Here is a 17,337-nt window from a genome sequence, read left to right on the forward strand (position 1 = left end):
GGCACCCGGTCGGTCCGCGGCCCGGCGCCGCAGCCGGGCGGCGCGGACCGGGATCGCCGCGGTGCTGGCGGCGACGGCGCTGCTGGGCACGGCCGCCGTACCGGCGACGGCGACGGCCCCGGCCCCGGCCTGGACGCAGCGGCAGGCCCGCGCCTGGCTGCCCGAGCCCACCGGGCCCCACCCGGTCGGCACCACCACGCTGCACCTCACCGACACCGGGCGGCAGGACCCGTGGAAGCCGGACCGGGCCCGCGAGCTGATGATCAGCCTCTGGTACCCGACCGCGCGCCCCGCCAGCGGCGACGACCGCGCCCCCTACATGGACCCGCGCGCGGCCGAGCACTTCGGCAGCGCGGACGGCGCCGCCGTCTTCAACTACCGCACCGAGCCCGGCCGGACGGCCTGGCAGGGGATCCGCACCCACGCCCGCCAGGACGCGCCCGCGCTGCCCGGCCGCGGCCCCCGCCCGGTGGTGCTCTACTCGGCCGGCCTCGGCGACCCGCGCACCTGGGGCACCGGCCTGGTCGAGGACCTCGCCTCCCGCGGCTACGTGGTGGTCACCGTGGACCACACCTACGACGCGTCCGAGGTGGTCTTCCCGGACGGCACCCGCGCCGACTCCGTCCTCCCCGGCATGGCCGGCCCGGGCCTGGACGTCGGCGCCCTGCTGCGCAAGGTCATGCGGACCCGGGTCGACGACACCCGCTTCGTCCTGGACGAGCTGGCCGCGCTGCGCACCGACGGGCGGCTGCCGGCCGGCCTCGGGGCCTCGCTCGACCTGGGCCGGATCGGCATGGTCGGCCATTCGGCCGGCGGGTTCACCGCCGTGCAGACCATGCACGACGACCCGCGGATCGCGGCCGGGATCGACATGGACGGCCAACTGCACTTCCCGGGACCGGACGGCACCGGCGTCCATCCGGCCAGCGTCGCCGAGGACGGCCTGGACCGACCGTTCCTGCTGATGGGCACCGGGAGCGAGGACTCCGGTGACTACCACCACCAGCCCGGCTGGGATGCGCTCTGGCAGCACAGCAACGGGTGGAAGGCGGACGTCACGCTCACCGGCTCCCGGCACGGCTCGTACACCGACGCGCAGTCGCTGCTGCCGCAGGTCGCCCGGCAGGGCGCCGTGTCGGGGGAGGCGCTGCGCTCCGACGTCGGGGACGTCCGGCCGGAGCGCGCCGTGGCGGCGACCCGCGCGTACGTCGCGTCGTTCTTCGACCGCTGGCTGCGCGGCCGCGACGACCACCTCCTGGACGGGCCCTCGCCGCGCTTCCCGGAGATGGAGTTCGCGCGCTAGTCCCGGCCCGCCGTCCCCGCGGGCCGGTGAGCCCGCGGGGACGGCGGCGCGGCCACGACGACGGCATGGCCGGGGCGGCTGACCAGCCTGCGAGGACGGCGGCACGGCCGGGACGGCGGCGGGCGCCACCAGCGCGTGGCACCCGCCGCCGGCCGGTGGGCAGCTGAGCCGGGCTCAGCTGCCCAGGACCACCACCCGGCCGGTGGTGAGACCGTCCGCGACCTGCTGGACGGCGTCCGCCGCCCCGGTCAGCGGGAGGCGGGCGGTCACCAGCGGGCGGACCACGCCGGCCGCGGCCAGCTCGGTGAGCTGTTCGTGCGCGGCCCGGACCGCCTGCGGGTCGTGGGTCCCGTACAGGCCCCAGTGCAGCCCCAGCAGGCTGTAGTTCTTCACCAGGGCGTGGTTGAGCGGCGGCGCCGGGATCCCCCCGCTCGCGAACCCGACGACCACGATGCGGCCCTCGAACGCGACGCACTTGGTGGAGCCGGTGAACGCGGCGCCGCCGACCGGGTCGAAGACCACGTCGGCGCCCCGCCCGCCGGTCGCCTCCTTGACCGCGGCGACGAAGTCCCCGGCGCTCCGGTCCACCACCAGGTCGGCGCCGAGCTCCTTGGCGACCGCGGCCTTGGCGGGGCCGCCGACCACGGCGATCACCCGCGCGCCGGCCGCGCGGCCGAGCTGGACCGCCGCGCTGCCGACCCCGCCGGCCGCCGCGTGCACCAGCAGCGTCTCGCCCGGCCGCAGCGCGGCCCGCCGGTGCAGCGCGAACCAGGCCGTCTGGTGGCCGATGTGCAGCGCGGCCGCCTCGGCGTCGTCGAGGGCCCCGGGCGCCGGGAACGCGGCCGCGGCGTCCAGCAGCGCGTACTCGGCGAAGGCACCGGCGGGCAGCACCGGGTTGCCGATCACCCGCTCGCCCGCCCGGGGGCCGTCCACCACCTCGCCGCACAGCTCGACCCCGGGGGTGAACGGCAGCGGCGGGCGCACCTGGTACTGCCCCCGCACCATCAGCGCGTCGGGGAAGTTCACGGCGGCGGCCCGCACCCGGACCAGCAGCTGCCCCGGCGCGGCCACCGGCTCCGGAACGTCCTCGGCCAGCCGCAGCACCGCGCGCGGCTCGCCCCACTCGTGCACCTGCCAGGCCCTCACAGCGCCGCGCTCCGTTCCAGACCCTGCTGGAGCCGGTTGACGCCCGCCAGCCAGCGGTCCGGGTCGGTGGCCCGGACGGCGTAGTACTCGGCCACCTCCGCATGCGGCAGGACGAGGAAGCGGTCCTCGCGCAGCGCGGCGAGCAGGGCCGCGGCGACGTCCGCCGGCTCCAGCGCGGTCGGGGCCAGCAGCGCCTCGCCGACCGCGCCGGCCGCGGTGAGCATGTCCGTCCGCACGCCCTGCGGGCAGAGGGCGTGCACCCGGACGCCGCGGTGGCGGTAGGTCGCGGCCAGCCACTCGGCGAAGGCGAGCGCACCGTGCTTGGAAACCGCGTACGGCGCCGAGCCGAGCATGGTGAGCAGCCCGGCCGCCGACACGGTGGAGACGAACCGGCCGGCACCGCGCTCCAGCCAGCGGGGGAGCAGCAGGTCGGCGGCGCGGACGTGCGCGAGCACGTTGACCTCCCAGGCCGTCGCCCAGGCGCCGGCCGACGCGCCGGCCCCGCCGACCGGCGCGACCCCGGCGTTGGCGCACCAGACATCGATCTCGCCGAGCGCGGTCCGGGCCCGGTCGACCAGGTCGGCCACGCCCTCGGCGGAGGCGGCGTCGCCGGGGGCGGCCGTGCCGCCGCACTCGGCGGCCACCGCACCGGCGGCCGCGGCGTCCAGGTCGTTGACCACCACGCGGGCACCGGCCGCGGCGAAGGCGCGGGCCAGTGCGGCCCCGATGCCCCGGCCGGCGCCGGTCACCACCACGCCCTGCCCGGCGAAGTCCCCGCCGGCCCCGGCGCTGCCGCCGCCGGTCCCGGAGGGCCCGGTGGGCTCCGCGGCGGCGCTCACAGCCCGCCGCCCAGGGTCACGCCGCCGTCCACCACCAGGGTCTGACCGGTGATCCAGGCGGCGTCCGAGGAGAGCAGGAAGGCCACCGCGCCCGCGACGTCCTCCGGAACCCCGAGCCGGCCCAGCGGGTAGGCGGCGGCCACCTGCTCCTCACGACCCTCGTAGAGCGCCTCGGCGAACCTCGTCTTCACCACGGCGGGCGCCACGGCGTTGACCCGGATGCCCTGGCCGCCGAGCTCGGCGGCCAGCTCGGTGGTGAGCCGGATCAGGGCGGCCTTCGACACCCCGTACAGACCGATCCCGAGCGAGGCCCGGATGCCCGCGATGGAGGCCACGTTGACCACCGATCCACCGTGCTCGCCCATCCAGGCGGCGTGCGCCCGGCGGGTCCAGGCCAGCGGGGCGAGCACGTTGACGGCGAGGATCTTGGCGGCGGCCGCCTCGTCGGTGTCCAGCACGGGGCCGTAGACCGGGTTGATACCGGTGTTGTTGACCAGGTGGTCGAGCCGGCCGAAGGCCTCCATCGTGCGGGCGATCGCGTCGTCCTGGTGGGCCGGGTCGTCGGCCTTGCCGGCGACGCCGATGGCGACCTCGGGGCCGCCCAGGTCGCGGACGGCCTCGGCGAGCGGTTCGGCGTTGCGGGCGGTCAGGCAGACCCGGGCGCCGCGGGCCACCAGCTCCCGCGCGATCCCGAGGCCGATGCCCCGGCTGGAGCCGGTGACGACGGCCACTTGGCCCTTGAAGGAGTGCACCACGGAGGGTCCTTTCGCGCGGTCCGGCCGGAGGAGGGCTGGCCGGGGGCTGGCCGGGGAGCCGGCCGGAGGGCCCGGCCGGCGGATCTCACGTTCTGCCTCAGTACTCGTGACTAAGCGCTTGCTTAGCATGCTGTCGGTGCGGGACCCTGTCAACAGCCCGCCCGCCCCCGCCGCCCGAGACCCCGCACGACCCTTCTGGGAGGATGGCGCCATGACCAGCACGCCCATCGCCGACCTCTGGCCCACCCAGCCCGGCGGCGCCGACGCCCGCCCCGAGGCGGCGTACCGGCTGCTCCAGGCCGCCGTGGAGTCCTTCGCCGAGCGCGGCTTCCACGCGACCACCACCCGGGACATCGCCACCGGGGCCGGCATGAGCCCCGCGGCGCTCTACATCCACTACCCCTCCAAGGCCGCCCTGCTCGCCGAGATCAGCCGGACCGGCCACGCGGCCACCCTCGCCCTGGTCCGGGCCGCGGCCGCCGGCGACGGTGACGCGGCCGCCCGGATGCGCCGCCTGGTCGAGGAGTTCACCGTCTGGCACGCCCGCGGCCGCACCGTCGGACGGGTGGTCAACTACGAACTGCACGCCCTGCCCGAGGACGCCTACGCGGTGGTCGCCGCGCTGCGCCTGGACATCGAGCGCGAGGTCACCGCGCTCATCGAGGAGGGCGTCGGCGCCGGCCTCTTCGTCGTCCCCGAGGTCCGCACCGCCGCCCGGGCCGTCACCTCGCTCGGCATCGACGTCTCGCGCTGGTACACGGACCGCAGCAGCGAGACCCCGGAGGAGCTCGGCCGCCGCTACGGCGAGCTGGTCCTGCGGATGCTCGGCGCCCGCCTCTGAGGCTCCGAGGCTCCGGCGCGGCCGCCGGTCCGGGCGGCCGGGGCCCTACGGTTTGACCGCGGTGTGCACGTACCAGGAGACGTAGTCCCGGACCTTGTACATCTCCACCACCGACCGCATGTTGAGCCACCGCTCCGCCGGGCCGAACAGCCGCAGCAGCGCGTACGGCACCCGGAAGTAGGCGTAGAGCGCGTCCGAGGTCGGGCGGTACCGCTCGGTGGCGTCGAGCGCCTCCTCGACCCGGAAGCCCGCCCCGGCCAGCAGGTCGTTCAGACTGCGGGTGTCGTACTGCTTCGCCCCCGGGAAGACCATCGCGTCCAGGTACGGGTCCAGCACCGCGCGGCCCTCGGGGCCCAGCTCCTCCCGCGGCGCCCCGATCGGGCCCAGGAGCACCAGCCGGCCGCCCGGCCGCAGCACCCGGTGGAGCTCCGCCAGCGCGCGCGCCGGGTCGTACGAGTGGACCAGCGTCTCCATCGAGTACGCGCCGTCGAACGAGCCGTCGGCGAACTCCAGGTCGTGGTAGTCGCCCCAGGAGAAGGTGGTCCGGTCCTCCAGCGCGGCCCGCACGCTCAGCCGGCGGGCCTCCCGGACGTGGAAGTCCAGCACGTCGACCCCGGTGATCCGCAGGCCGAACCGCTTCGCCATCTCCCGGGCCACCACGCCCGCACCGCAGCCGGCGTCCAGCACCCGCGAACCGGCCGGCAGGGCCAGCTTCCGCCCCAGGACGCCCTCCAGCTGGCGCTGCGCCCGCCAGCACCGCCACTTCGACTGGCCGGGCTCCGTCCAGCCCCAGTGCCGGGCGTTGCGGCAGACCGCCGTATAGAAGAGCCGGCTGCCGGGGCGCCCGTAGACGCGCCGCAGCCCGGTGAGATCGAGCTCGCCACTGACCATCCGCACCCGCCCGGCCTTCCGCTGCTCCGCGCCGACGCTGCTGCCGTCGTCGCCGCGCGACGCGTACCGTCGCGCCGCCGTCCCGCCCAAGCTAGCGACGGACTCCGGACGTCGCCGGTCCGACGCGTCCGCTCGGGTGGTGGTCGGACGCCGCCCCGGGGCGGCGGAGCGCCGTGCGGGCCGGGTCCGGCCGGGTGCGGACGCGGGGCCGCCCCGCCCCGGGATGTCGGGGCGGGGCGGCGGCTGGACGTGGGGGTGTGGGGGCGGGTGTGCCGGGCCGCGGTCAGCAGCTCCAGTTCACCTTGTAGAAGGTGGAGTAGTGGTTCGAGGTGTAGTAGTCCTCGTGGTAGACGCGGCCGGTGACGATCCGCCGCGCACCGCGGGTCGGGCTGCCCGGGGTGATGACGGTGTACTCGTGGTAGTAGCCGGAGGACTTGGCGGGCAGCACGCCCTCCCGGTTCTGGAAGACCACGCCGTCCTGCGAGTACGGGAAGGGGCCGCCGGCGTCGATCAGGTCCAGGGTGTCCCCGGCCTCGTCCGGCAGGTCGGTCAGGCACACGCTGCCGCTGACGGTGGCGTGGGCCTCGGTCGCGAACACGGCGGTCGGTGCCAGGGCGATCAGGCCGACGGCGACGACGGAGGCGGCACGGGTCTTCAACGCGCGTAGAGCAATTCGCATGACAGCAGTCTGAAGTCCTGTCAGGTCCGCGCGGAACCCTTCTCGGAGCGGTGCGGAAACACTTCATGTCCGCGTAACTGAAGCGGCCCCGGGGCGATGCGCGGCGTATCCGATCCCCACGGAATCCGCCAGGATCCGCGTGCACCGGCGCCGGTCGGAGCCGCCGCCGAGCCGTCGCGGCAGGGCGCGGAGCGGCGCCCTGCCGGCACGCGCCGCGGCCCGCCGCCGGCGCGTCGCCTGGCGGCCGGCCGCGGCTGGGGCGGCGCGACGGGAGCGCGGTGCCCCGCCGGGGGGGCGGGGCGACCGGCCCGCGGTCAGGCCTTGCGGCCGACGCCCGCGTACATCCAGCGGGTGGAGCCCTCGGTCGGGCCGTCCGGGCGCCAGAGCGGGACGAAGTCGACCCCCGGCTCCAGCAGCTCCCAGCCGTCGAAGTACCGCACGACGTCGGCGCGGCCGCGGTCGTGGATCTTCGAGGCGGTGTTGTCCCAGGTCTTCGCGACCTCGGCGGCCCGCTCGGGGTCGCCCTCGGAGCTGCTGTGCGAGACCAGCAGGTAGCTGCCCGGGGCGACCCGCTTGTGGATGGCCCGGACGGCGGCGTCGGCGTGCTCGTCGCCGACGAAGTGGAGGACGGCGAGCAGGAGCACGGCGACCGGCTGCGAGAGGTCGATCAGGTTGCGGAGCTCCGGGCGGTCCAGCAGCTCGTCGAGGTCGCGCAGGTCGCCGGTGAGGACGGTGGTGGTCCGGTTGTCCGCGAGCAGCGCCCGGCCGTGGGTGAGCACGATCGGGTCGTTGTCGATGTAGACCACCCGCGAGTCCGGAGCGACCTCCTGCGCGACCTCGTGCACGTTGCCCCGGGCGGGCAGTCCCGAGCCGATGTCGATGAACTGGCGGATGCCCGCTTCGGCGCAGAGGCGGACGGCCCGGCGGAGGAAGGCGCGGTTCTCGCGGGCGCCCTGCGGGATGTCGGGGGCGATGGAGATGGCGTGCTCGGCCGCGGCCCGGTCCGGCGGGAAGTTGTCCTTCCCGCCGAGCCAGTAGTCGTATATCCGGGCCGGATGCGGACGGTCGGTCTGCAGGTCCGTCACATCGCTGTTGCCTCTGTCGTCGAACATCCGGTCCCCTCCGGTGAACTGATAGGCTGTCATGTACATGTCCGCCAGGGGGCGGCTCGGTGACGGCCGGTCGAACGTTCACGCATGATAGCGGTCCCGGTGGAAGCTCCGGCGGCTCAGAGTGGACCGTGGTCGCGAAGCACCCTCCTGGCCTGGGCGAAGAGCATGCCGACGTTCACGGTCTTGCGGCAGACCACCACGGCGACGACCTCGTCCGCGCTCTCCATCCGCAGGAACAGGTGCGTCAGGTTGTCGCTGTTGACCAGGATCTCCTGGAAGTAGTGCCGGTCGCTCACCACGCCGCGGCGCTCCTTGAAGATGCCCTCGATCATCACCACGTTGCGGCCCTGGAAGAGGTCGAGCGTGGCGGCGGCCAGCATGTCCAGGACCTCCGGCGGGTGGGTGTCGACGGTCTCCACCGCCAGCAGCATGCCGGTCGACATGTCGATGATGCCGGCCGCCACGCAGTCGGGGGACTCCGCGCGCAGGCTCTTCACGATGCGGGCCACCCGTTCGGACATGGTGGGGGGCTGGGTCTCCGGCAGGTTCATGGGGGTGCTTCGTCTCCTGGTGTCGTCGTTCACTTGCGGGTTCGGGGCGGGTGGTTGCAGGGGTGCGCCGGTCAATCGGTCGGTCCGACCGGCTTTCGGGGGTCGGCCGAGCCGGCCGCGCGCCGCGGGTCCGTCGGCTGCGCGGCCGCATCGGGGGCGAGGACGGAGCCGATGCGTTCCGCGGCGCCCTGGGTCTCCAGGTGCAGGCGCTTCATGTCCATCCCCGCGTCGCCGAGCACGGCGATCAGCCCCAGTTCGCCGATGGCCTGGGCGAAGAGGTAGCCGTCGCTGAATCTGGCCGTCGTGTGGCGCAGCGGCCCCCTTCCGGTCGCACTGCCGGCCCGGCGGGCGATGCCGACCGCGGCGGCGGTGAGCGCGGCGAGCACCTCGGGGTCGGCGGCGTCGTCGGTCTCGGCCGTGATCAGCAGTCCGTCGGCGGACGCCACGACCACGTCGGTGACCCCGACCACCCGGTCCCGGAGGAGCCGCATCTCGGCAGCCAGGTCGTCGCCCTTGATCGGCATGGTGCTCCTGTATCTGTTCGTTCGTTCACGGGGGTTCTCGCGAGGGGGGTTCTCGCGAGGGGGATTCTCGGGAGGGGGTCTCGCGAAGGAGGGGTTCGCGAGAGGGCGGCGAGCTTCCGGCGGGGCGTGCGAGGGATTGCACGGTGTTTCCGCAGCAGGCTCCGCCGGAACTTCTCGAGGGTTCGGTGCGGAGTCCGCCGGGATCCTTCCTCCGGGTTCGAAGGGCTCTCCGCGCTTCGGCGGGGCCTTTCAGGGGAGCCGGTCGGAGATCGGCCGCAGCGGGAACAGTTCGGTGATCCGGCTGGCCCCGCGCTGCCGCAGTGGAAGCGCCGGCCGGTCGGGGCGCGGACCGGCCGCCAGCGGTGGCGCCCCGGTGCCCGGCGAACCGAAGGGGCGGCCGAGCTCGTCCGCCGTTCCGATCGGGCGGAGCGTTCCGGGGGCCCCGGGCGCTCCGGCCGACCGGACCAGGCCCTCGCCGTGCATGCGCGCCATCTCGACGGTCACCGCGTACAGGCTCCGCCCGAGGAGGAAGGCGATGTCGCGGGCGCTGCGGCGCCCGTTGACGCGGACCAGGATCTCGCGCCGGTCGCCGTTCACCGGCGAGCCGTCCGGGTTCGCCGGCCCGTCGAGGAGGGCGGTGCCCGTCACCGTCCGCAGGGGGCGGCTGTGGAAGGGCGCGTGGGGCGCGGCGAGCGAGGCGAGCACCCCGATCCGGCGTTCGGCCTCCTGGAGCAGCCAGTCCGCGTCGATGCCCTCCGGCGCAGCGAGGTGCTGGAAGGGGGCGCCCGGATCGAAGGAGAACCCGTCGATCCGACCCATGCCGATGGCCAGCGCCGCGTCCAGCGCCGCCATCAGGCAGACCAGTTGGAGCTCGGCCGGACCGACCAGCCCGCGGGCGACCAGCTCGGCCCCGGCCCGGTCGCCCGCCTCGCCGGCCCGCAGGGCGGTGGACCAGTCGGACTCGCTCACCCGGCCGGAGTGCAGCAGCAGGGTCTCCACGCCCGGGGCGCCGGGTGAGGAGACCTCGACGACGGCGCCCGTCCGGAAGTGGAACTGGCCGCCGGGGTCGCCGGCGACCTGCAGGGAGCCGGAGAGCTCGCCGGTCCGGGCCCTCCGCCGGATCTCGGAGGTGACGGACACCAGGGAGTCGCGGTGTTCCGCCGACCATTCGACTTCTGGCATGTTCCCCGCAATCGCCCGTCTTGAGTGCTTTCGACTTCGGATTCGGACTCTAGCCGCAGGGTCGAATCCGCAATCGGGGAGACCGGAATCGACCGCAAGACTCGAATATCCGGGCATATGACAATCGGATGATGACCGGTGGTGTCGGAATTCGCGGTGATCTGTCCGGCTCGCGGTCGGTGCGGGGCCGGTACGCGGTCGGTGCCGGGCCGGTACGCGGTCGGTGCCGGGCCGGGCCGGGCCGGTGCGGGAGCGGGGCGCGGTCGTGACGGGGCCGGTGCGGCACTCGGGGGCCCCATCCGGCGGTCGGGTGGCACCGCGGCCCGGGGTGAGGAAACGATTCTCCTCGCCCCGGGCCTTGGTGTGCTCGGTCGGGATCAGCCGTTGGCGAGAGCCTGGAGGCGGTCGTAGGCGCCGTTGAAGAGGTTCTGGTCGCCGGGGAAGGTGCCGGAGTCCGCGTACTGCCAGAAGGTCTGGTAGCTCCAGCCGTTGGGGAGCGTGCCGACGGCGGAGGAGTAGCGGGCGATCCAGAGCGGATTGGTGGACCCGAAGCCGCCGTAGTTGCCGGTGCAGGTGGCCCACCAGTTGGTGGTCGTGTAGATGGTGGGGTAGCGGCCGGTGCGGGAGCGGACGGTGTCGCTGAACGAGCGGATCCAGCCGACCATGCCGCTCTGGCTGAGGCCGTAGCAGGTGGCGCCGTAGGGGTTGTACTCGATGTCGAGGGCGGGCGGCAGCGTCCTGCCGTCGCGGGACCAGCCGCCGCCGTGGTCGACGAACCAGTTGGCCTGGGCGGAGCCGGAGGAACGGTCCGGGAGGGCGAAGTGGTAGGCCCCGCGGATCAGCCCGGCGTTGTAGGAGCCGTTGTACTGCTGGGCGAAGTAGGGGTTCCGGTAGGTGGTCCCCTCGGTGGCCTTGACGTAGGCGAAGCGGGCGCCCGCGGAGGCCACCGAGGACCAGTTGACGTTCCCCTGGTAGCTGGCGACGTCCAGCCCGGGGGTCTGGGTGACGGCGAGGGCGGCGATCCCGGCGGTGCTGCCTCTGCCCTCGTGGGCGGCGACGGTGGAGCCGGCGAAGTCGCGTTCGGGGTGGATCGGCGGCAGGTGCCGGTCCGCCTGCTCGGTGGTCGAGGGCGCTTCGGTGGTCGAGGGCGCTTCGGTGGTGGCGGAGGTCTCGGCGGGCGCGGGGTCGGCCGCGTAGGCCGGAGCGGTGGTGCCGGCGGCCAGGGCGACCGCCGCGGCGAGCGCGGCGAGGACGGGGAGCCTGCGGGCTTTCGGGGTTTCGGTGGTACCGGTGGGGCTGGCGGAGCGGGAAGTGCTGGGCATGAACACTCCTCTGGTCCGGTTCTGACGACCCGTGGACAGCGGTACGGCCGGTGCGCCGGTGCGGGCCCGGCCGGGAGCAGAGTAGCCATGTCCCCGCCAGGCCGCCAGGTATCGCGGGTCACATACTGACCGGTCGTCACATGTGTTCGCCTGACGCCCCGGCGTCCGGACCGGACCGGTGGACGGTCGGATTCCGGGGCGTTGCCGCGGCGGTCGGCTCAGGAGCGCGGCTGGATGATGTCGACCAACCAGGTGATGCCGTAGCGGTCGGTGCACATGCCGAAGATGTCGCCCCACATCTGCTTCTCCATCGGCACCATGACGGTGCCGCCGGCGGAGAGCTTCTCCCAGTAGCCGCGCAGCTCGCCCTCGTCCTCGCCGCTCACGCTCACCGAGATGCGGCCGCCGGAGGCGTCCTGGTCGGCCTGCGGACTGTCGGCGCCCATGAGGGTGAAGCTGGCGGTGGTGGTGAGCATGCTGTGCATGATCCGATCGGCTCCGCCGCCGGCCTCGGCCTGGCCGAAGTCGCCGTAGGTGTTGACGGTGAGTTCGCCGCCGAAGACTTCGCGGTAGAACTCCATGGCCTCGCGGGCGTTGCCGTTGAAGCCGATGTAGGGGTTGAGGATGGACGCCATCGCTTATCCCTTTCCTGACGGTATGTCCGTTCTGGCAGGGTAGGCGATGGCGAGCCGGCGGCCCCCGCGACGGCTCCTGACCGGCGCGGCGGACCCGCTCGTCGCCTGCCGGAGGCGTGCGCGGGCGGTCGGCCCCGGTCGGGCGCGGCCGGTCGGTCCGCGACTACCCTCGGCTACGGCCGCCGCACGGAGCGTGGCTCACCCGCCGGCCCGCGCGCCGTCCGAGGCCCCGGCGCGGGACGTCGGATCGGCCTACGTCCCGCGCCGCGGCCGCGGGAAGGCGGGCGCCCCGGCGGTGCCGGGGCGCCCGTCGGCCCGTGGGCGGACAATGGAGAGCCAGTGCCAGGGCGTGCCGGAAGGGAGGCCGCCGCCGAGACCGCGCGTGCGGGGCGGCCCCGCGGCCCGAGCACCCCTGTCCGGTCGCCGACCGGGAGGTGCCCATGCCGACCGCCCCCGTTCTCCGCCGCAGCGCCCTGCTGCCGCGCCTCGCCCGCGCCGTGCACTGGCCCGGGCGCCGCCGCCCGCCGCCGCGTCCCGACCGGACGGCCCAGCTGACCCGCCTGGCGGACGTCCTGGCCGAGGCGGTCGCCGAGCAGGCGCCGACGGACCTGGTGGTGGCCGGCTGCGGCGAGCCGGGCCCGGTGCCCGGCACGCTGGCCCGGGCCACCGGCCTGCAGGCCGTGCGCTGGTCCCGGCTCGCGACCAGGCTCCGGGACCTGCCCGCCGACGGCGACGTCGCCGGGCTGCGGGAGCACGCGCTCCGGCTGGTGCTCTACCACGAGTGGATGCTGCGGCACTCCGCCGACCTGGCCTTCACGTCCCACCCGGACGCGCGCACCGAGCAGGCCCGGCTCCGGATCAACGGCCTCGGTGCGCCGGCCGACCGGTTGCGCGAGCTCTACCTCTTGGTTCGTGCGGAGTCCGACCGCACCCGCCGGGAGCGGGCGGGGCCCTGAACGGCGGCCCGGCCCGGCCCCCGGGGGTCACCGGCGCAGGGGGCCTTCGCAGGTGTAGTCGGCGGTGCCGGCCCGGCCGTCCGGCCAGACGTCGACCTTGCCGAACCAGCAGTTCATGTCGGCGAGGTTGTTGGCGGCGTCGCCGCCGCGCGCCAGCAGGTAGTAGTCGACCGTCGAGGCCATGTCCTGGCGGATCCGGCCGGTGTCGGCCGCGTCGGTGAGGTTGGCGGTGATGCGCCCGTTGCAGCTGAAGCGCATCTTGTTGTCCCAGTCGGCGTTGTCCTTGCAGACCGGGGTGTTCTGGGTGGCGGCGGCGAAGGCGGACTGCACCTCCGAGGCCCAGGCGTAGTTCAGCCGGCTGTTGGCCGTGTAGTCGGTGTCGGGCACGAAGAGTTCCGCGGCCCGGGGGAGTGCGGCGTCGACGAACGCCGTGTACTCGGCCTGGAGTACGGCGTCCCGGCCGAGGCGGTCGCGCCAGGCGTCGTAACCGGCCCTGTCGTCGGCGCGCAGCAGCCGGTACATCTCGGCCAGCCGGTCGGGGTGCTTCTCGCCGAGCAGGTTGAAGAAGGCCGCCGCGTACGGGTAGGCGCGGAAGCCGAGGCTGCTCCAGGTGGCGTGCAGGACCTGGTCGACCGTCAGGCGCGGGTTGCCCTGGCGGAGGTCGGCCGCGATGCCGTCCACCATGTTCTTGCGGAGCCTGACGCCGTCGTCGCGGGTGGCGCCGGCGAAGTACTCGGCAGTGCCCTCGTTCATGGCGAAGGTGGCGTCCCCCGGCCAGCGGGTGGTGTAGCCGGACTCGGGGATGGCCCAGCGGGCGTTCAGGTAGTGGGTGTACTCGTGGCGGAACAGCTCCTCCAGGCTCAGGTACGACTCCACGCCGACCACCCGCTGGTAGGTGTAGAAGGTGGAGCGGTCCTCCAGGAACATGCCGCCGTTGTTGACGTCGGCGATGCCGGCGAGCAGCCGCTGGAGGTTCCTGTAGTGGGTCTTGGTGTCGTAGAGCTGGACGGTGAGCACGGGGTGCTCGTCGCCGGCCAGCGGCTGGTCGGTTCCGATGGTGCGGAAGAACTGGGCCTTGACCTGCTTGGTGGCGTAGTAGAGCTGGTCGGCGGTGGCGCGGTCGAGCGCGGTGCGGACGACCAGGGCGCCGTTGTCGTAGCTGTAGGTGTGGGGGAAGATCTCCGGGTCGACGTCCGAGGGGCACGCCCGGTACGGGGCGCATGCCTTGATGGCGGCGGCCCCCGCGGCGAGGGCGCCCCACTGGTAGCTCAGCCGGCCGTAGGTGTCGGTGACGTTCCGGAACACCCACGGCAACCGGCCGGCGACCTCGTCGGTCAGGCCGGGGAGGGCGCCGATCCGGGTGTACTCCAGCATGGCGTCGGCGACGGTCCAGTCGCTCTTCGTGCCCTTGAGGTGGGTGTAGCCGGCGTAGGAGCGGAAGGCCTCGCGGTAGTCCGCGTCGGCGGCGACGGCGGCCCGGAACGTGCCCCGCGGGTCCTCGGCGACGTTCTCGATGCCCTGGTAGTTGATCCGGAGGGCGCCGTAGACGGCCCAGTTCCAGCCCTCGTCGCCGATGGCGCCGCTGCCCGCGGCGAAGTACGGAAGGACCCGCTTGATCAGCCCGAGGCGGTTGGTCCGCAGAGTGGGCGCGGTACTGGTGTGCAGCAGCTCCCCCAGGGCCCAGCCGTTGGCCGTGGTGACCTCGAAGACCCGCGGATTGGCGGTGTAGTCGTGGATGGCGCGCTCGATCGCGGCGACGGTCCCGGCGTCCTTGACGTCGATCTCGTCGTGGTCGTAGTCGAAGAGGATCGCGACGTGCAGGAAGTACCAGAGTCCGCGCTGGTTGTGGTTGTTGGCGTTGTCGAAGGACGGTGCCAGTGCGCTCACCTTGGCGGCGACGGCCTGGACGTACGCCGGCGTGATGAGTCCGGTGAAACGGGCGTCCCAGCTTCCCAGCAGGGGCAGCAGGCAGTCGTCGTAGGTGTGGGCCGGGTCGGCGAGGAAGTCCGCGACCTCGGACGGGCCGAGCGCGGTGAAGGCCTCGCGGCTGCACGAGGCGTCGTGGGCGGCGGCGAGCCCCGCCGGTGCGACCGGTGCGGCGGCCGGCTCGCCGGCGGGCGAACCGCCGGGTGCGCCGGGCCGGGGGTCGGTGTTTGGCCCGAGACGCTCGGCGCCGTCCCAGCCCGCCGGGGCCGGAACGCCGGTGCCGCCCGACCTGGTCGGGGCCGCTGCCGCGGGAGTGGGGGCATCGGCCGCGACGGCCGGTCGGGCGCTCTGGATCAGCGGGGCCGCGAGCGTGACGGCCACGGCGGCCGAGAGCAGGGTGCTCCGCAGGCGTAGCTTGGTGGACACCAATTCTCCTCTGTAAGTGGGGTGTTGGGATTCTGGTGTCGTGCATTGGCCGCGGCGCGGGCCCAGGGGAGTGGAGGTGGGGGTGCGCGCGGGCCGCCCCGGCACGCGGGGGTGGTGCGTGCCGGAGCGGCCGGCCGGGTGGAAGGACCGGCCGGTCCGGGCCCCGTACGGGGACATCCTGGAATCAGGGCAGGGGTGTTCCCGTACGGGAGTTGGAGGGGCGGCGGCGCCTGGTGGGAGGGGCAGGTCGCCGGCCGGTGGTACGTAACATAGTAATGTGAAATTGCAGTGCGCAAGGGTTCGCAGCAATGTCACCTTGTGTAGCCGGTGTGGCTGAACGGCGTCCGGTGCCGACCCGTGGGCGTCCAGCCGGACATGCCGAGGCGGGCCCGGTCGTGAGGCGGGCTGATGAGGTGCCAAGTCGCCGGTGGTGCCTCGGTGGAGCCGGCGGTTCGTTCACCCGGCGCGTCCGGCTCGCCGGGCCGGTCACGGTGCGTCGGTGACGGGCCCCTCGGTGACGGGCCCCTCGGTGACGGGTCCCTCGGGCGTGGGTTCCCCGGGCGTGGGTTCCTCGGGCGTGGGTTCCTCGGCGGTGGGTTCCTCCGCGGCGTGCCCGGCCGCGGTCGGCCTTCGGCCGGGGAGGTGACGGGTGAACAGGAAGCTCGCCGCGGTGATCCCCGCACAGGCGAGCACGGCCGTCTTGAGGCCGTCGAGCTGCGCCTGCCGGTAGTTGTCCACGATCGCGGCCGCTTCGTCCGGCGGCACCCCGGGGTGCTCGGCGAGGGCCGCGGCCACGTCGTCGGCGGGTACGAACGCCACGCCCGCCTCCAGCCGGACGGCGGCCTGCCCGGCGACGGCGTCCGAGATGCGTGGATCGTCCTCGATCCTGCTGCCGAACGCGCCGGCCAGCGCGCCGATCAGGATCGCGCCGATCAGGGCCGTCCCGAGCGAGGAGCCGAGGTTCTGCGCGGTGTACTGCAGCCCGCCCGCCTCGCTGCGGTCCTCCGCCGCGACGCTGGACTGCACGGTGTTGCCCAGCTGGGAGGCGAGCATCCCGAGGCCGAGGCCGAGCAGGGCCATCGCGCCGGCGAACGAGGCGCCGCGCAGCTCGGGTTCGATGGCGGTGATCAGCCAGAGCGTGGCGGCGAGCAGGACGAGCAGGCCCGTCCGGACGATCGTCCGCGGCGAGGCGATCCGCAGCAGCAGCGTGCCGCTCATCGAGGCGAGGAGCATCGTCACGGAGACCGGCACCAGCTTCAGTCCGGTCTCGAAGGCGTCGAGCCCCTGCACCACCTGGAGGTAGAGCGGGATGACGAAGAACAGCCCGAGCAGGATGGTGTTCTGGTTGAACAGCGTCGCCAGTCCCGAGCGGAGGGTGGCGTTGCCGAAGAGGTCCAGCGAGACCAGGGGTTCCAGGCCCCGGGCCTCGCGCCGGCGCTCCTGGCGGCAGAACGCGTACAGCAGCGCGGCCCCGAGCGCCACGACGAACAGGGTCGGGGAGAAGCCGAGGACGGTGAAGGGCGGATTGCGCGGCTTCACCCAGCCCCAAGTGCCGCTCTGCAGCACGGCGAGGACCATCAGCGCGAGGCCGGCGGCGGACAGGACGACGCCCGCGGTGTCGAGCCGGGTCCGGTGCTCGGGGGGCCGCTGGGGCGGGATCCACCGCATCAGCAGCAGGATCGCGACGACCAGCACGACCTCCCCGGCGAACACCAGCCGCCAGGTCAGGTAGGTGGTCACCCAGCCGCCGAGGAGCGGGCCGACGGCGATCCCGGCGCCCGCCAGGCCGCCCACCACCCCGTACGCCACCGCCCGGTCCCGGCCGGCGTAGGAGCCGGCCACCAGCGCCGCCAGGGCGGGCAGGACGAGGGCCGCCCCGAGGCCCTCGATCACCGACCACCCGAGGGCGAGGACCCAGAGCGTGGGCGCGACCGCCGTGAGCCCGGAGCCGACCGCGTAGATCATCAGGCCGACGACGAAGACCCGGCGGCGGCCGAACATGTCGCCGAGCTTGCCGCCGGTGAGCATGAAGGCCGCCATCACCAGCGTGTAGAGGGTGATGACGGCCTGGATGGCGGTCACCTCGGTGTCGAAGTCCTCGACCAGCTGGCTGATCGAGACGTTCATCACCGAAGCGTCCAGCACCATCAGGAACTGGGCGGTCCCGAGCACGACCAGCGGCTTCCACCGGCCCATAGCGCCTCCAGATCGTCGGGCCCGGCCCGGTGGGAAGGCGGGCCGGGCATGGA

The 17,337-nt window shown here is 74.3% G+C and carries 16 protein-coding genes; 3 read left to right on the forward strand and 13 right to left on the reverse strand.

The annotated features are described in order from the left end of the window. Window positions 1-1,303, forward strand: a 1,303-nt coding sequence (locus MCM47_RS04995; RefSeq protein ID WP_308222283.1) for an esterase, incomplete at its 5' end; no start/stop codon positions are given. Between the two features lie 174 nt (window positions 1,304-1,477). Here the strand turns inward: MCM47_RS04995 and MCM47_RS05000 are convergent. The 3 genes from MCM47_RS05000 to MCM47_RS05010 form a co-directional block, all read right to left on the reverse strand. Beyond that, window positions 1,478-2,449 (reverse strand): NADPH:quinone oxidoreductase family protein, encoded by a 972-nt coding sequence (locus tag MCM47_RS05000; protein WP_238741564.1) that lies wholly within the window; start codon window positions 2,447-2,449, stop codon window positions 1,478-1,480. Beyond that, on the reverse strand, window positions 2,446-3,204 hold the full coding sequence (locus MCM47_RS05005) for an SDR family oxidoreductase (protein WP_238860020.1): 759 nt from the start codon (window positions 3,202-3,204) through the stop codon (window positions 2,446-2,448). Before MCM47_RS05005 ends, MCM47_RS05000 begins: the two co-directional genes overlap by 4 nt. Window positions 3,205-3,284: 80 nt before the next feature. Beyond that, complete coding sequence (locus tag MCM47_RS05010) at window positions 3,285-4,043, reverse strand: SDR family oxidoreductase (RefSeq protein ID WP_238741566.1); 759 nt, start codon at window positions 4,041-4,043, stop codon at window positions 3,285-3,287. A gap of 211 nt (window positions 4,044-4,254) precedes the next feature. Here MCM47_RS05010 and MCM47_RS05015 point away from each other — a divergent pair, with 211 nt between their 5' ends. Continuing rightward, entirely contained in the window at window positions 4,255-4,884 is a 630-nt protein-coding gene (locus MCM47_RS05015; protein ID WP_238741568.1) for a TetR/AcrR family transcriptional regulator, read from the forward strand. A 45-nt stretch (window positions 4,885-4,929) separates the two neighbouring features. Here MCM47_RS05015 and MCM47_RS05020 read toward each other — a convergent pair whose 3' ends face one another. From MCM47_RS05020 to MCM47_RS05055, 8 genes are all read right to left on the reverse strand, one after another. Next, window positions 4,930-5,865 (reverse strand): class I SAM-dependent methyltransferase, encoded by a 936-nt coding sequence (locus tag MCM47_RS05020; protein ID WP_238741570.1) that lies wholly within the window; start codon window positions 5,863-5,865, stop codon window positions 4,930-4,932. A 193-nt stretch (window positions 5,866-6,058) separates the two neighbouring features. Next, on the reverse strand, window positions 6,059-6,454 hold the full coding sequence (locus MCM47_RS05025) for a ribonuclease (protein ID WP_238741572.1): 396 nt from the start codon (window positions 6,452-6,454) through the stop codon (window positions 6,059-6,061). Between the two features lie 314 nt (window positions 6,455-6,768). After that, complete coding sequence (locus MCM47_RS05030; RefSeq protein WP_238741574.1) at window positions 6,769-7,599, reverse strand: SAM-dependent methyltransferase; 831 nt, start codon at window positions 7,597-7,599, stop codon at window positions 6,769-6,771. Between the two features lie 83 nt (window positions 7,600-7,682). After that, window positions 7,683-8,087 carry a hypothetical protein gene (locus MCM47_RS05035; RefSeq protein ID WP_374209090.1) on the reverse strand — a complete coding sequence of 135 codons (405 nt, stop codon included), beginning with the start codon at window positions 8,085-8,087 and terminating at the stop codon, window positions 7,683-7,685. A gap of 101 nt (window positions 8,088-8,188) precedes the next feature. After that, window positions 8,189-8,641, reverse strand: a complete 453-nt coding sequence (locus MCM47_RS05040) for a roadblock/LC7 domain-containing protein (RefSeq protein ID WP_308222284.1) — start codon at window positions 8,639-8,641, stop codon at window positions 8,189-8,191. Window positions 8,642-8,890: 249 nt separating this feature from the next. Next, a complete protein-coding gene (locus MCM47_RS05045) occupies window positions 8,891-9,823 on the reverse strand; it encodes a MarR family transcriptional regulator (protein ID WP_238741578.1) in 933 nt (310 codons plus the stop codon). 377 nt (window positions 9,824-10,200) lie between these two features. Next, on the reverse strand, window positions 10,201-11,145 hold the full coding sequence (locus MCM47_RS05050) for a lysozyme (protein ID WP_238741584.1): 945 nt from the start codon (window positions 11,143-11,145) through the stop codon (window positions 10,201-10,203). A 218-nt stretch (window positions 11,146-11,363) separates the two neighbouring features. Continuing rightward, on the reverse strand, window positions 11,364-11,780 hold the full coding sequence (locus MCM47_RS05055; RefSeq protein ID WP_238741587.1) for a VOC family protein: 417 nt from the start codon (window positions 11,778-11,780) through the stop codon (window positions 11,364-11,366). A gap of 440 nt (window positions 11,781-12,220) precedes the next feature. On the opposite strand from MCM47_RS05055, the gene MCM47_RS05060 reads away from it, so the two are divergent. Then, the gene (locus tag MCM47_RS05060) at window positions 12,221-12,736 is read left to right on the forward strand and encodes a hypothetical protein (RefSeq protein ID WP_238741588.1); all 516 of its coding nucleotides are present in this window, start codon (window positions 12,221-12,223) and stop codon (window positions 12,734-12,736) included. A gap of 27 nt (window positions 12,737-12,763) precedes the next feature. On the opposite strand, the gene MCM47_RS05065 is transcribed toward MCM47_RS05060, so the two are convergent. Further along, entirely contained in the window at window positions 12,764-15,088 is a 2,325-nt protein-coding gene (locus MCM47_RS05065; RefSeq protein ID WP_238741590.1) for a collagenase, read from the reverse strand. Between the two features lie 486 nt (window positions 15,089-15,574). Next, entirely contained in the window at window positions 15,575-17,284 is a 1,710-nt protein-coding gene (locus MCM47_RS05070) for an MFS transporter (protein WP_238741592.1), read from the reverse strand. Window positions 17,285-17,337: the final 53 nt, after the last annotated feature.

The organism is Kitasatospora sp. A2-31, from assembly GCF_022288725.1.
Taxonomy (GTDB): Bacteria; Actinomycetota; Actinomycetes; order Streptomycetales; family Streptomycetaceae; genus Kitasatospora.

What these genes read in the sequence shown, in the direction of transcription:
- MCM47_RS05015 (WP_238741568.1), top strand. Translation starts at nt 4,255, where the DNA reads ATGACCAGCACGCCCATCGCCGACCTCTGGCCCACCCAGCCCGGCGGC.
- MCM47_RS05025 (WP_238741572.1), bottom strand. Translation starts at nt 6,454, where the DNA reads ATGCGAATTGCTCTACGCGCGTTGAAGACCCGTGCCGCCTCCGTCGTC.
- MCM47_RS05030 (WP_238741574.1), bottom strand. Translation starts at nt 7,599, where the DNA reads ATGACAGCCTATCAGTTCACCGGAGGGGACCGGATGTTCGACGACAGA.
- MCM47_RS05035 (WP_374209090.1), bottom strand. Translation starts at nt 8,087, where the DNA reads ATGTCCGAACGGGTGGCCCGCATCGTGAAGAGCCTGCGCGCGGAGTCC.
- MCM47_RS05040 (WP_308222284.1), bottom strand. Translation starts at nt 8,641, where the DNA reads ATGCCGATCAAGGGCGACGACCTGGCTGCCGAGATGCGGCTCCTCCGG.
- MCM47_RS05045 (WP_238741578.1), bottom strand. Translation starts at nt 9,823, where the DNA reads ATGCCAGAAGTCGAATGGTCGGCGGAACACCGCGACTCCCTGGTGTCC.
- MCM47_RS05050 (WP_238741584.1), bottom strand. Translation starts at nt 11,145, where the DNA reads ATGCCCAGCACTTCCCGCTCCGCCAGCCCCACCGGTACCACCGAAACC.
- MCM47_RS05055 (WP_238741587.1), bottom strand. Translation starts at nt 11,780, where the DNA reads ATGGCGTCCATCCTCAACCCCTACATCGGCTTCAACGGCAACGCCCGC.
- MCM47_RS05060 (WP_238741588.1), top strand. Translation starts at nt 12,221, where the DNA reads ATGCCGACCGCCCCCGTTCTCCGCCGCAGCGCCCTGCTGCCGCGCCTC.
- MCM47_RS05070 (WP_238741592.1), bottom strand. Translation starts at nt 17,284, where the DNA reads ATGGGCCGGTGGAAGCCGCTGGTCGTGCTCGGGACCGCCCAGTTCCTG.